The organism is Rhizobium favelukesii, assembly GCF_000577275.2.
In the GTDB taxonomy this organism is placed as follows: Bacteria; Pseudomonadota; Alphaproteobacteria; order Rhizobiales; family Rhizobiaceae; genus Rhizobium; species Rhizobium favelukesii.
Window position 1 is genome coordinate 215,181 of the sequence record NZ_HG916852.1, and the last position, 12,661, is coordinate 227,841.

Below are 12,661 nucleotides of genomic sequence, written 5' to 3' on the forward strand. Positions count from 1 at the left end.
TCACTAATCCTTGGACTTGGATTCCATTTCGTCGAGCGCGGCAGCAAGGCGCTTTTCTTCGTTGAAGTAGCGGGCGCGGTCCCAGAAATGCGGCTTGCCAATTCCGGTCGACTTGTGCCGGCCGACGAGCTTGCCGGATGCGTCCTCGCCCTCGATCTCATAGCGCATTAGATCCTGGGTGATGATCACGTCGCCTTCCATACCGATCACCTCGGTGATCTGCGTGATACGGCGGGAGCCGTCACGCAGACGGGCAGCCTGAATGATCACGTCGACCGAGCCGGAAATGATTTCGCGCACCGTCTTGGCCGGCAATGTGAAGCCGCCCATTGCGATCATCGACTCGATACGGCTGAGGCATTCGCGCGGCGAGTTCGAGTGGATCGTGCCCATGGAACCGTCGTGGCCGGTGTTCATTGCCTGCAGCAGGTCAAAGACCTCCGGTCCGCGGACTTCACCGACAATGATACGTTCTGGACGCATACGCAGGCAGTTCTTGACGAGATCGCGCATCGTGATCTCGCCTTCGCCTTCGATGTTCGGCGGGCGGGTTTCAAGGCGCACCACATGTGGCTGCTGCAGCTGCAGTTCGGCCGTGTCTTCGCAGGTAATGACGCGCTCATCCGCATCGATGTAACGGGTGAGGCAATTGAGAAGCGTCGTCTTGCCAGAGCCGGTACCGCCAGAGATGACGACGTTGCAGCGAACGCGGCCGATGATCTGGAGCAGCGTCGCACCTTCCGGCGTGATGGCGCCAAAACGAACAAGCTGCTCGAGGGTGAGCTTGTCCTTCTTGAACTTACGGATCGTGAGTGCCGGTCCGTCGATGGCGAGTGGTGGCGCAATGACGTTGACACGGGAACCGTCGGGCAGGCGCGCGTCGCAGATCGGGCTCGATTCATCGACGCGGCGCCCGACCTGGCTGACGATGCGCTGGCAGATCGAAAGCAGCTGCGAATTATCGCGGAAGCGAATCTCGGATTCGATCGTCTTGCCGCCGACTTCGATGAAGGTCTGGCCGGCGCCGTTGACCATGATATCGGCGATGTCGTCTCGTGCGAGCAGCGGTTCGAGCGGGCCGTAACCCAGAACGTCGTTGCAGATGTCTTCGAGCAGTTCTTCCTGCTCGGAGATCGACATCGCGAAGTTCTTGATCGTAATGATGTCGTTGACGATGTCGCGGATTTCTTCGCGCGCGCTTTCACCGTCAAGCTTGGCAAGCTGCGAAAGGTCGATTGTATCGATGAGCGCGGAAAACACCTGCGCTTTGGTATCGTAGTATTCGTCGGTACGGGCAGGGCGCTTGCGCTGCGGCGTCTGCATCGACTGCGGCGAAACCTGCTGGCGCGAAGCTTCGCGCTGCGGTTCGACCAGAACCGCAGGTGCCGACGGGGAGGATTGTTGCGCCGGCGGAGGCGGTGCGATCGTGCCACCCGCCTTGCCAAATCCTTCGTTTCCGCGTTTTCCGAACATGCCTTATTCCAATTCACTCTTGGCGGGCGTTATTTACGCTTTAGAAGGCCGAGCAAACCGCCCTTCCGTGCCTTTTTGATAGCTATCCGCCCGGTTACGATGTGCGATATCTGCGAGAACGTCTCGGCCGTCGGCGACTTCGCATCCATTTCAGAGATCATCCGACCGCTGTTGGCGGCGTTGCCGAAGAGGTTGGCGTCGAAGGGGATGATCGCGATCGGGCCGGTTTCCAGCGGCTCGCAGAAATCGGAGGGGCTGATCTCCGGCCGTTTTGGCATACCGACCTGGTTGAGGATCAGATGCGGCATCTTGTCGTTGGGCCGCATCTTGCGCAGCGCATCCACCATGTTCTTGGCGTTGCGCAGGTTGGCGAGATCGGGGGACGCGCAGATGACGACCTCGTCGACGCTGGCCAGCACCGAACGCGTCCATTCCGACCAGGCATGCGGCACGTCGAGAACGGTGATGGGGGCGTTGCGCTGCAACACTTCCAGAACAGGCTGGAACGCCTGTCCTTCGAAATCATAAGCGCGGTCGAGAAGCGAGGGTGCCGCAAGCAGCGACAGATGCTCGGAGCATTTCGTCAGCAGGCGGTCGAGAAACACTTCATCCAGGCGGTCCGGCGCGTAGACGGCCTCGGCGATGCCCTGGGTCGGGTCCTGGTCGAAGTCGATATTGGCCGTGCCATATGGCAGATCGAGATCGGCCAGGATCGTTTCGGTCGAAAACAGATTGGAGATGCCAAAAGCGCAGTTGTGGGCGATCGTCGAGGAGCCGACGCCGCCCTTGGCGCCGATGAAGGCGATGCTGCGGCCAAGCGGCTCCGCATCCGGGTCAACGAAGATCGTAGCCATTGCCATCATGATGTCCGACATGGCAACGGGCTGGACCATATACTCGGAAATCCCATTGCGTACGAGTTCGCGGTAAAGCGCGATGTCGTTGTAGTAACCGACGACAATGACCTTGGTGGAAGGGTCGCAAACTGCGGCAAGCGGCGCCAGCTCGTTCAGCAGATTGGCGGCTCCCGCCTTGGTTTCGAGAATGATCAAGTTCGGTGTCGGCGCAGTCGCGAACATGTTCGCAGCTGCCGCGGTGCCGCCGCTGGTGATCCGCAGGCCGACCTTCGACATGCGACGGTCATGGCTGCAACGCTCCATGACCCGCTGCAATTCTTCGCTCTCACAAAAGGCATGCACCGATATGCGAGGAAGTGGGCGCATGTTCTCGAGTTCGGCCATGCGAATGGCATCCTCGGCGTTGCGCAGCTCCGTCGTATTTTTGATCTCGTAGTCGACTGTACTCATCGTTCGGTCCTAAACTGATCAGAAGGTGCTGGAGCCAATTTCTTCGATCGTGCTTGTTCTTTCGCGATACTCCTTGATCGCGGCGTTGCGACGCGTCGCATCGATCGGAGTCATGCCACGAGGCGCGATCAGGTCTTCCGGGTTCGCCACCTGTGCAGCCAGGTTGTTCTGCGTTGCGCAGCCGAAATTGTAGTAGTTCTGGTTGCTGAAATCGTTGATCATGTCCCGCGGCCACTGACCGCACTGTGACGTCATTGCCGTCGTGCCGACGAAAGTCAGGCGAATGGGCGCTGCGTCGCCCGCACCGGTGGCTGCGTAAGAGCTGTTGACGATCTTGGAGCTCGCGATGCCGCGGGCCGAGAGTTCGGCGCGCACCTGGCCGCGCAGCTGACGTGCGGCTGCCGCATTCGGCGATCCCTCGGGCGTCAGCAGGTAGACCGGTCCGGTCGCCCGCGACGTGTAGTTCTGCGCGAAGCCGCGGATCATGTCGCGCTGGGCGATGTTGAGACGGCGGTCCGTCGAAGCGACCGGGATATCAACCGATTGCTCGGCTTCGGCAACCACGATCGGGTGGCGCTGGCGATAGTCGTCAGGGATGCCGCCGGTCGTCAGTTCGTCGTGGGAGGCGCAGCCGGAAAGCAGGGCGGCCGCCACCGCGACCAGGGTCAGCAGCGATTTCGAAAGGCGGGATTCATGCGCGGTGTTCTGCTTGTGGGCCATCGGCTGATCTCTGTGTTGTGCGATTGCTGATCCTGCCGCGCTCATTTGTAGATGAACCCGATGGAGCCATGGAATTGAGCGTCGGCGACGGGTGTTTCGCGGCCGCCGTAAACCTTGTTGACGCGATTGAGGAGGAAAGCCGCAGCGTCATTTTCCGGGCTGAAGTTGTCGTCCGGACGGTTGAGCTGATTGCGGGCAACCGGGCGAACGAGATAGGGCGTTGCGATGATGACCAGTTCGGTCTCGTCACGCTCGACCGTACGCTGCCGGAACAATGTGCCAAGCAGTGGGATCTTGTTGACGCCGGGCGTACCGTTTGAGGTTTGCGCAACGTTGTCGCGGATCAGGCCGGCAAGCGCGATGGAACCGCCGGAGGGAAGCTCGACGGAGGTCTCGGCAGCACGGCGTTGATAGGTTGGCGTCGAACCGGAAACTGAAGGTGCGGGCTCCGATACGTTCGTCTTGATCTCCAGGCTGATGCGACCGGAGGAAAGCACGACCGGCTTGAAGGCGAGATTGATGCCGTAATTGTACGGAACGATCGTGACGTTGCCGTCATTGTCCGTCGTGGAATAGAGCACCTGACCGCCCGAATTGAAGGTTGCTGCCTGGCCGGAAATCGCCGTGAGCGTTGGCTCGGCCAGCGTCTTGACGACCTTCGCCTGCTCAAGCGCGCTCAAATAGGTCGAAATATCGTATTTTCCGATCGAGCTCTTGAAGAGGGCGGCAAGGCCGCCGCCGATTGTTGCCGCCGCGCCACTAGAAGCGGGCGCGCCCAATTGAGCAACTGAAAGGCCCTTGGAGTTGGAGACCAGATTGTCGAAGCCGAGCTGTTTCAACACCTCTCTTCGGACTTCTGCGATGGTGACCTTCAGCGTGACCTGATCTTCGCCCTGGATCTGCAGGAGATTGACGACCTGCGAGACTTGGCGACCTTCAGCGAACAGTGCCACCGAACCTTCTCCGCCCGAGCCACTGGCCGTTTCCGTGCGCGTCGTCGCTTCGCCACCTTTCAGGAAAACCTGCGCCAGATCCGCGGCCTGGGCAGCGTCCTGTGGCGTGCGTACCGTGCCGGTCAGCACGATGTTGTCTGACACGATCTCGACTTTGATGCAGGAGTCCGGGATGAAGCGCCGGAGATTGGTTTCGAGGCCGGCGACGTCGCGCTCGATCGCGATATCGAGGCTGACGATCTGCTGGCCGTCGGCGCCGAAAATGAAAATGTTCGTCTGGCCCACTGTCTTGCCGAAGAGGTAGATACGGCGGGAGCTGCGGGTGACTGCGTCGGCCATGGAAGGGTCCGAGACGAGGATATCGTGGGCATCGACCGGCAGATCGACGACGATCGCCTTCTTCAGACCGAGTTTCAAGCTGCGATGAGCACCGGGACCCGCCTGGGTTATCGTGACCATGCCGTCGGAATTAGCCCAAGCGGCGCCGGTACCGAGAACAGGAGCAAGAAAACTCGGCGCTACGCCGGAGAACCCAATCGCAAAAGACAAGCACCCTGCCATCAAGGGCTTCATGTGGCGCTTCAAAGTGCCCATTCCCATTTCCTTTACTCGGCCTTCGGCGCGCTGATGCTGTCTGTAACGATTGAGCCTGATTTGATGACCTGAACGATGGCGCTGCCGTTGTCGCCGCTGAGGAGGTAGTCCGCAGCACTGGTGTCCTGCTCCTGGGCGTCGGCCACGGAGCGCAATGCCAGTGACAGCCGGTCGGCGATTTGCTGTGCGACGGCCAGAACCTTGGTTTGATCGGGGGTCAGCTCCAGTGTTGCGGTGGTGCCGACCACGGCTTTTGAGCCGTCATCCTTTTCCTGGATCTGCTGGTCGATCGCGAGTACGCGCACATTGTTGAGCACCGTCTCGGTCAGATACTTATCGGTTTCCTTGGATTTGCGAACCATGATCACGTCGACGCGGTCGTTCGGCAGGATAAAGCCGCCGGCACCTGTGGAGACCGAGATTTCCGTTGCGACCGCGCGTTTGCCGGAAGGCAGGAGCGAGGACATGATTCGGCTGCTCGAATCCGCGACCTTTTCGGCGCGGATCGGCTCGCCTTCGAAGATCGGCAGGCGAACAACGGCACCCTGCATGTTTTTCAGGGCATCGGGCTTGTCAGCCTCGGTGATGAAGCCCTGGACGACTGCGCTCTGCGGCCACCCCATCCAGTGAACCGCCTTGTCATCCAATCGTGCGCCGACCGGCAGATTGGCGCTGGAGACGAGCACGTTGACCGTCGGCTCCTTCTCGACGACCGATTGAACCTGGGTAACGACGGAACCACGTCCCGCGAGGCTCATCGCCAGCACACCGGCAAGGCCGGCTGCAACGACAGCCACTCCAAGTATCAAAAGGCGGGCGGGTCTCATCGAATGTTCCTCGGGGATTCGCGATATTCGCCCGAAGAATGGCCCGCAATTGGTGTAATTATGGTTAATGAAAGCCTTCGATTTTAAGTTAACGGAGACTTAATCTGCCGTTACTTCAGGCTTTCCAACGCCGCGATGAAGAGCGGGGAGGAAGGGAAGGCAATAAAGCCGCCTGCGGCGATAGCAATGCCGTAGGGGATCTTCTTGGCGAGAAGGATGGAGTTGGGAATCGGTAGTCCTACGGCGAGGATGACATGAGCCTGTGTACGGATCAGAAGGATCACAAAAGACGCGATGCCGCCAAATATGCCTACATAGACCAGGAACTCGACAAGAGCAGGATCGAAACCAAACCAGAGAGATGTTGATGCTAGCAGCTTCGCATCGCCGCCGCCCATGATACTCAGGGCAAATAGGACAAAGCAGACAGCGAGAACCGAAAATGCGGCCGCGAGATGCATTCCCATCACAAAGAGCGGCATTCCTGCCAGCGTCGCGACCCCCAGGAATGCGATAGCGAGAATGATCGACGCGCGGTTGGGGATCGTCATCGTAAACAGGTCCGAGAACGCGGCGATGGCAAGGCAGAGCGGGAAAATCACAAAGACGGCGGCTGCGATCATTCCGTAAATCCCGGTGAACAAAAAAGGCTCACAGCGTTAGCCTGTGAGCCTGCTTTTTGGCAAAGCGCCCTCAAGTCTCGCCACTATCCCTGTCGATCAAGGAAGGGTAACGTTAGCCTTGCCAGCCGCCGAGTTCATCGTGACAGACAGGTTGTTGAACAGGATGTTCAGTTTGCTACCCAGTGCGGATGCACCGGTGATGAGCGCGACGGAGATCAGCGCTGCGATCAGGCCATATTCAATTGCGGTCGCGCCGGATTCGTCCTTCAGAAAACGGCTAACAAGCTTGGTCATGGTAACTCCTAACTCCAGTTGAGGTTCAGCACGTCCGCCAACTGTTGCCGTTGATCGGATTGCCACAATTTAACCAGCGCCTGTTTCTATCAACTTAAAGAGTTCGGTTACCACTTCGTAAATGCCGACCGACACTTAAGAATGGTAAGTATTCTCTTTCCTGAATGTCTAGAAATCTAGGAAAGGCCCCGCGTGCCTTGCAGTAATTTAAGTTTCCGTTGCTTGTCGGGGCTCCACCGATGTTCGGGGCGGTCAGCAAACTCACTGCATCTCGAGGGAATTGTCTTTTTATGGGTGCGAGCCGCTGGAATCCTGCGCACGTCAGAAGAGAATTAAAGCTTCGTTCACCAATTTTTCTCATGCTGTTCTGCAAAAATCGCCGCAACCCTTCAGAAGAGAACCAAAATGCCCCTGAGTGGCAAGAGGATTTTCCTAGCCAGCGTTCTTGTCGTTCTCGGCCTTTGTACGTCTGCGCACGCGCAGCAGGATGTTCTGCGGGTCTATATGGACCAGGCGCGTGTATTGAAGCTGGATCGCCCGGTAAGCAAGGTCATCGTCGGAAATGCCAAGGTAGCGGATGCAACCGTCGCTGATTCCAAGACGATCGTGCTGACGGGACGCAGCTTTGGAACGACCAACCTCGTGTTGCTCGATGCTGACGGTAACGCGATCTTGGACGAGAGCATCCTGGTGTCGATCGACGAGGCAAACACCGTCCGCGTCTTTCGACAGACGGAGCGGTCGGTCCTTTCGTGTACCCCGAATTGCGAGCAGCATAGCCAGCAGGGAGCGGAGGCGACAGCGGCAGCTCAATAGTAGCCGCCAAATCGCGTTTGCAATCGTCCGTTAAACTTCTGATCCGGCTTGAAACGGAAAATCAACGATCACCCTTTAAAACGGTGTGGTCGAAGCTGTCCCGGATGCATGCCATGAAGGAAACGGATCAAGCAGCGGACGCGGCCTCCCGCCCCCATCGGCGGAAGCGGCCGCGGCTAACCGCATTTGCGCGCTCTCGCGACGGGTCGGCCGCTATCGAATTTGCACTCCTCGCCATACCCTATTTCCTGGTGGTCTTTGCGATCATCGAGACATTCATTGCCTTTGCCGGCGAGGAGCTCCTGTCCAATGCCGTGGATACGATGAGCCGCAAGATGCGGACCGGCCAGATCACACCCGCGAATACGAATGTGACAGCGTTCAGGACGGCGTTCTGCGATGAGATTTCAATTCTGATAAAATGCTCTACAACGGAAGTGGCCACCCCGAACAAGCTGTTCATCGACGTACAGAATTTCTCCACATTTGCCGCCATTCCGACGACGATACCGAGGACGTCCACCAGCGCCTACGCGGACATCAAGACCTCGGACTTCAAATATCTTCCTGGCGGTTCTGGCACGATCAACATGGTCCGGGCCTATTACCGCTGGCAAGTCATAACCGACCTGATACGGCCCTACATTACGAACGTCCGCCCTACTGACGGCTCTTCCTCATATTTTCTAATGGTCGCCACGACGGCCTTCCAGAACGAGCAGTACCCCTGATGGCAGGTCGCGGCGTATTGATCAGGCTTCATCGGCTCGCAAGACGCTTCATCGGCGACCGGCAGGGCGTGGGCGCGATCGAGTTTGCCATCCTGTTCCCGATCCTGGTGATGCTTTACATCGGTGCATTCGAGATCACGATCGGTCTGAGCATCAGCAAGCGCGCAAGCCGGGCGGCGGGCATGATCACGGATGTTGTGACCCAACAGAAAAGCGTGACCAAAGCTTGGCTCACCGATATGCCCTCGGTGGCCTCTGCGGTGTTCGTCCCCTACGGTTCGACCGGCCTTACGATCAAGATCACGGGCATCGCTCTCGATGGTACTGGAAACCCGACAGTGGCATGGTCGTGGGCGCAGGATGGGAGCCGTCCATACGTGGCTAATTCCGCCACGACGGTTCCGGCCGACATGAAGAAAGCCAATATCTTTTTGGTCCGCACCGAACTCAGCATTCCGTATAAGCTCTTCCTGTTTGCACCAAACTTGGTGCCGAACGACAGCACGATCACCATCAGCCGCAGTTACTTCTATCTCCCCCGTGCGAGCGCTACTGTCACGTGCGGCGATTGCTGACTAAGCCGGATGCAGGTTTGCCAAGCGCGCTCTGCCGTTATAAGGCTTGAGCAGTGGGCCCACTGCGTGGACCGTGAATTCGCTGGGTGGAGCATGGCGCGAGCGTTTCTTTTCGTTCTGGATTCTTTTGGCGTCGGCGGTGCTCCGGATGCTGCGGCCTACGGCGATGAGGGCGCCAACACGCTCGGACACATCGCGGAATTCTGTGCGGCGGGTGTTGGCGATCGCGAAGGGTTGCGCTCCGGCCCGCTGCAGCTTCCGAACATGTCGGCTCTTGGTCTGGTGCATCTGGCAAAGGCCGCGTCGGGGCGCTTCCCGGCCGGGATGCCGGTTCCGGAAAAGGTCTACGCGATGTTCGGCTCCGCCAGCGAAGTTTCGCATGGCAAAGACACCCCGTCCGGCCATTGGGAGATCGCCGGAACGCCGGTAACATTCGACTGGGGCTACTTTCCAACCGAGGGGGAAGCCTTTCCGCCGCAGCTGGTCGAAGCGCTCTGCAGGGCTGCGGACGTTCCGGGGATACTCGGCAACTGCCACGCGTCGGGCACCGACATCATTGCCCGCCACGGCGAAGAGCATATCCGGACTGGAAGGCCGATCTGCTACACCTCGTCCGACTCCGTCTTCCAGGTTGCCGCGCACGAGACGCATTTCGGCCTCGACAGGCTCATGACCTTCTGCACGATCGCGCGGGCGCTGCTGGACCACTACAACATCGGCCGCGTCATCGCGCGGCCGTTTGTTGGGGAAGCCGCCTCCAAGTTCCAGCGCACCGGAAACCGGCGCGACTTCTCTGTGCCGCCGCCGGAGACGACGCTTCTCGACCGACTGGTGAAGGAAGGTCGCAAGGTGCATGCCATTGGCAAGATCGGCGACATCTTTGCGCATAAGGGGGTATCGCGGGTGGTCAAGGCGAATGGCAATGAGGCGTTGATGGATGCCAGCCTCGCAGCCATGGACACCGCCGAGGATGGCGAACTGGTTTTCACAAACTTTGTCGATTTCGACATGGTCTACGGCCATCGCCGGGATGTGGCAGGCTACGCTGCCGCGCTTGAAGCCTTTGATGCCAGGCTGCCCGAAGTGGGCGGCAAGCTGAAGCCCGGAGATCTCGTGATCCTGACCGCCGACCATGGCTGCGATCCGACGTGGCGCGGCACTGATCACACGCGCGAACGCGTGCCGATCATTGCCTACGGGCCGGGGTTGCGGTCTCGCGATGTCGGCATCCGCGCCACCTATGCGGATATCGGTGAGACGATTGCGCGCCATCTGCGCATTCCGCCGGGGGCGCACGGGAGAAGTTTTCTATGACGTCGCATTTGAAGAAGGTCGAGTTGCACTGCCATCTGGAAGGTGCGGCACCGCCAACGCTTACCTTGGCACAGGCCCGCAAGTACAACATCGACATCAGCCCCTATCTAGCTGATGGCGCCTATGTCTGGCATGATTTCGCAAGCTTTCTGCAATGCTATGACAAGGTCTCGGAGGTCTACAAGACCGAAGAAGACTATGCGCTGCTGACTGAAACCTATCTTGAGGAACTCGCCGCCATAGGCACGATCTACAGCGAGCTGATCGTGTCTCCTGATCATGGCAAGCGGATAGGGCTTGGCGCGGACGCTTACATCGAGGGTGTGTGCGAAGGTATTCGTCGAGCGAAGGCGAAAAGCGGCATCGAGGCACGTCTGATTGTCACGGGGGAGCGTCATTTCGGCCCCGAAAGTGTCATTGGCGCCGCGGAATATGCTGCTAGGGCGAAAAATCCGCTTATCACCGGATTCAATCTTGCCGGCGAGGAGCGAATGGGTCGGGTTGCCGACTACGCGCGCGCCTTTGACATCGCGCGCCATGCAGGGCTCGGCCTCACCATCCACGCGGGCGAGGTGTGCGGCGCTTTCAGCGTTGCCGAGGCGCTCGACGTCGTCAGGCCCTCGCGCATCGGGCACGGCGTGCGCGCCATAGAAGACATGGATCTCGTCCGGCGGATCGCCGACCTCGGAACGGTGCTCGAAGTCTGTCCCGGCTCCAATATTGCGCTGAGCGTCTTCCCGGATTTCGCCTCTCATCCGCTGCCACGGCTCAAGGAGGCCGGTGTACGCGTGACGATCAGTTCGGACGACCCGCCGTTCTTTCATACGTCGCTGAAGCGCGAGTACGAATTGGCCGCCGAAGCGTTTGGCTTCAGCGATGCCGCAATTGATGAGATGACGCGAACCGGTATCGAGGCAGCCTTCGTCGACGAGCCGACGCGCCAGGCACTTTTTGCCCGGATGTGATCCCTCTCGCCTTGGGGAGCGCATTGCAAAATTGCCTCCGCTCTTGCAGTGGAGGCAATTTCCATGGAAGAAACATCCGATAAGAACAACGATAGGAAGGGCTCGGCCATGGATGGCGTAACGGTCATTGATCACCCGCTTGTGCAGCACAAACTCACGATCATGCGGCGCAAGGAGACCTCTACCGGGAGTTTCCGTCGGCTCCTGCGCGAAATCTCTACGCTGCTCTGCTACGAAGTGACCCGCGATCTGGAGCTCACGATGGAGACCATCGAGACGCCCCTGCAGACGATGGAATCGCCGATCCTCGAAGGCAAGAAGCTCGTCTTCGCCTCGATCCTGCGTGCCGGCAACGGCCTTCTCGAAGGCATGCTCGATCTCGTGCCGTCGGCTCGCGTGTCGCATATCGGCGTCTACCGCGATCACGAGACGCTGCAGCCGGTCGAATATTACTTCAAGGCTCCCGAGGATATTTCGGAGCGCCTGATCATCGTCGTCGACCCGATGCTTGCCACCGGCAATTCGTCGATCGCCGCAATCGACAAGCTCAAGGAACGCGGAGCCCACAACATTCGCTTCCTCTGCCTTCTGGCGGCGCCCGAGGGCATCAGAAATTTCCGCGATGCCCATCCGGATGTTCCCGTCTTCACCGCCTCCATCGACAGCCATCTGAACGAGAAGGGCTACATCATGCCTGGTCTCGGCGACGCCGGCGACCGCATGTACGGCACGAAATGATTTGCACTCCGTTTACCAAATAGAGGCAGTTGATGGCCCGGACATGCTTGCCGGACCATCTGCTTTGCCGGCATTAGCAACTTGTCAGTAATTATGGCGTAGCAGCTAGAAGCATGGCCACGCATGACGCGGGGTTTATACAGGAAGGATTTCTGTCCCGATGCTCCTGCGCACCGTCATTTTTGCAAGCATCGCCGCGGTGCTTGCCACACAAATTCCGTCCCTCATGGGAAAACCCGGCAGCGAAGCGGTTGTTTCGGCCAACTTTGTAACCGGCAGCACCGAACAGCTACCTGCCACGGCGGTTGATGGTGGCACGATGCGCCTGCAGGCCGATGCCCAGGGACATTACTCCGGAGACTTCAGGATCAACGGTCGACAGGTGCAGGGCCTGATCGACACGGGCGCAACCTATGTCGCTCTGAACGAGAGCTTCGCCCGACGCCTTGGCTATACCGGCAACCAGCTTGATTTCCGTTACTCGGTGGACACGGCCAATGGGCAGACAAAGGCGGTGCACATCACATTGGATCGAGTAGAAATCGGTGGCATTCGTGTGCGCGACGTGGAGGCTTTCGTGCTGAAGGATGACGCCCTTTCCTCGACGCTCGTCGGCATGAGCTTCCTCAGGAAGCTTGCCTCCTACTCCGTTGCAGATGGATCCCTCAGTTTGAAGCAATAGACCGGGGTATCGAGGACTTTCCGCAGCGTACGGGCCATCAAGACCGCAC

Annotated in this window: 14 protein-coding genes; 7 read left to right on the forward strand and 7 right to left on the reverse strand. The window is 59.2% G+C overall.

Annotated elements, in window-relative coordinates; translation table 11 throughout:
- Positions 1–3: 3 nt before the first annotated feature.
- The 7 genes from LPU83_RS39325 to LPU83_RS39355 all read right to left on the reverse strand — a co-directional run bounded on the left by LPU83_RS39325 (position 4) and on the right by LPU83_RS39355 (position 6,791).
- Entirely contained in the window at positions 4–1,473 is a 1,470-nt protein-coding gene (locus LPU83_RS39325; protein ID WP_024313407.1) for a TadA family conjugal transfer-associated ATPase, read from the reverse strand.
- Positions 1,474–1,502: 29 nt separating this feature from the next.
- The gene (locus LPU83_RS39330) at positions 1,503–2,780 is read right to left on the reverse strand and encodes a CpaE/TadZ family protein (protein WP_024313408.1); all 1,278 of its coding nucleotides are present in this window, start codon (positions 2,778–2,780) and stop codon (positions 1,503–1,505) included.
- Positions 2,781–2,798: 18 nt separating this feature from the next.
- Positions 2,799–3,500 (reverse strand): CpaD family pilus assembly protein, encoded by a 702-nt coding sequence (locus tag LPU83_RS39335; RefSeq protein WP_024313409.1) that lies wholly within the window; start codon positions 3,498–3,500, stop codon positions 2,799–2,801.
- 41 nt (positions 3,501–3,541) lie between these two features.
- Positions 3,542–5,047 carry a type II and III secretion system protein family protein gene (locus LPU83_RS39340; protein WP_024313410.1) on the reverse strand — a complete coding sequence of 502 codons (1,506 nt, stop codon included), beginning with the start codon at positions 5,045–5,047 and terminating at the stop codon, positions 3,542–3,544.
- 11 nt (positions 5,048–5,058) lie between these two features.
- A complete protein-coding gene (gene cpaB / locus LPU83_RS39345; protein ID WP_024313411.1) occupies positions 5,059–5,874 on the reverse strand; it encodes a Flp pilus assembly protein CpaB in 816 nt (271 codons plus the stop codon).
- A gap of 110 nt (positions 5,875–5,984) precedes the next feature.
- Entirely contained in the window at positions 5,985–6,497 is a 513-nt protein-coding gene (locus tag LPU83_RS39350; protein ID WP_024313412.1) for an A24 family peptidase, read from the reverse strand.
- Between the two features lie 96 nt (positions 6,498–6,593).
- Complete coding sequence (locus tag LPU83_RS39355) at positions 6,594–6,791, reverse strand: Flp family type IVb pilin (RefSeq protein ID WP_024313413.1); 198 nt, start codon at positions 6,789–6,791, stop codon at positions 6,594–6,596.
- A gap of 405 nt (positions 6,792–7,196) precedes the next feature.
- On the opposite strand from LPU83_RS39355, the gene LPU83_RS39360 reads away from it, so the two are divergent.
- The 7 genes from LPU83_RS39360 to LPU83_RS39390 all read left to right on the forward strand — a co-directional run bounded on the left by LPU83_RS39360 (position 7,197) and on the right by LPU83_RS39390 (position 12,612).
- Complete coding sequence (locus tag LPU83_RS39360; RefSeq protein ID WP_024313414.1) at positions 7,197–7,607, forward strand: pilus assembly protein N-terminal domain-containing protein; 411 nt, start codon at positions 7,197–7,199, stop codon at positions 7,605–7,607.
- Positions 7,608–7,720: 113 nt separating this feature from the next.
- Complete coding sequence (locus tag LPU83_RS39365; protein WP_024313415.1) at positions 7,721–8,338, forward strand: TadE/TadG family type IV pilus assembly protein; 618 nt, start codon at positions 7,721–7,723, stop codon at positions 8,336–8,338.
- Positions 8,338–8,913 (forward strand): TadE/TadG family type IV pilus assembly protein, encoded by a 576-nt coding sequence (locus LPU83_RS39370; RefSeq protein WP_024313416.1) that lies wholly within the window; start codon positions 8,338–8,340, stop codon positions 8,911–8,913. Before LPU83_RS39365 ends, LPU83_RS39370 begins: the two co-directional genes overlap by 1 nt.
- 93 nt (positions 8,914–9,006) lie before the next feature.
- Entirely contained in the window at positions 9,007–10,227 is a 1,221-nt protein-coding gene (locus tag LPU83_RS39375; protein ID WP_024313417.1) for a phosphopentomutase, read from the forward strand.
- Complete coding sequence (locus LPU83_RS39380; RefSeq protein ID WP_024313418.1) at positions 10,224–11,192, forward strand: adenosine deaminase; 969 nt, start codon at positions 10,224–10,226, stop codon at positions 11,190–11,192. The genes LPU83_RS39375 and LPU83_RS39380 overlap by 4 nt, the downstream gene beginning before the upstream one ends.
- A 108-nt stretch (positions 11,193–11,300) precedes the next feature.
- Positions 11,301–11,930 (forward strand): uracil phosphoribosyltransferase, encoded by a 630-nt coding sequence (gene upp, locus LPU83_RS39385; RefSeq protein ID WP_024313419.1) that lies wholly within the window; start codon positions 11,301–11,303, stop codon positions 11,928–11,930.
- Between the two features lie 160 nt (positions 11,931–12,090).
- Positions 12,091–12,612: a TIGR02281 family clan AA aspartic protease gene (locus LPU83_RS39390; protein ID WP_029709905.1), complete on the forward strand. Its 522-nt coding sequence runs from the start codon at positions 12,091–12,093 to the stop codon at positions 12,610–12,612.
- Positions 12,613–12,661 lie beyond the last annotated feature (49 nt).

Bases quoted from the DNA above. Each gene is read 5' to 3' on its own strand.
- LPU83_RS39340 (WP_024313410.1), bottom strand. From the start codon at position 5,047: ATGGGCACTTTGAAGCGCCACATGAAGCCCTTGATGGCAGGGTGCTTG.
- LPU83_RS39380 (WP_024313418.1), top strand. From the start codon at position 10,224: ATGACGTCGCATTTGAAGAAGGTCGAGTTGCACTGCCATCTGGAAGGT.
- LPU83_RS39375 (WP_024313417.1), top strand. From the start codon at position 9,007: ATGGCGCGAGCGTTTCTTTTCGTTCTGGATTCTTTTGGCGTCGGCGGT.
- LPU83_RS39360 (WP_024313414.1), top strand. From the start codon at position 7,197: ATGCCCCTGAGTGGCAAGAGGATTTTCCTAGCCAGCGTTCTTGTCGTT.
- cpaB (WP_024313411.1), bottom strand. From the start codon at position 5,874: ATGAGACCCGCCCGCCTTTTGATACTTGGAGTGGCTGTCGTTGCAGCC.
- LPU83_RS39365 (WP_024313415.1), top strand. From the start codon at position 7,721: ATGAAGGAAACGGATCAAGCAGCGGACGCGGCCTCCCGCCCCCATCGG.
- LPU83_RS39390 (WP_029709905.1), top strand. From the start codon at position 12,091: ATGCTCCTGCGCACCGTCATTTTTGCAAGCATCGCCGCGGTGCTTGCC.
- LPU83_RS39370 (WP_024313416.1), top strand. From the start codon at position 8,338: ATGGCAGGTCGCGGCGTATTGATCAGGCTTCATCGGCTCGCAAGACGC.
- LPU83_RS39355 (WP_024313413.1), bottom strand. From the start codon at position 6,791: ATGACCAAGCTTGTTAGCCGTTTTCTGAAGGACGAATCCGGCGCGACC.
- LPU83_RS39335 (WP_024313409.1), bottom strand. From the start codon at position 3,500: ATGGCCCACAAGCAGAACACCGCGCATGAATCCCGCCTTTCGAAATCG.
- LPU83_RS39350 (WP_024313412.1), bottom strand. From the start codon at position 6,497: ATGATCGCAGCCGCCGTCTTTGTGATTTTCCCGCTCTGCCTTGCCATC.
- LPU83_RS39325 (WP_024313407.1), bottom strand. From the start codon at position 1,473: ATGTTCGGAAAACGCGGAAACGAAGGATTTGGCAAGGCGGGTGGCACG.
- LPU83_RS39330 (WP_024313408.1), bottom strand. From the start codon at position 2,780: ATGAGTACAGTCGACTACGAGATCAAAAATACGACGGAGCTGCGCAAC.
- upp (WP_024313419.1), top strand. From the start codon at position 11,301: ATGGATGGCGTAACGGTCATTGATCACCCGCTTGTGCAGCACAAACTC.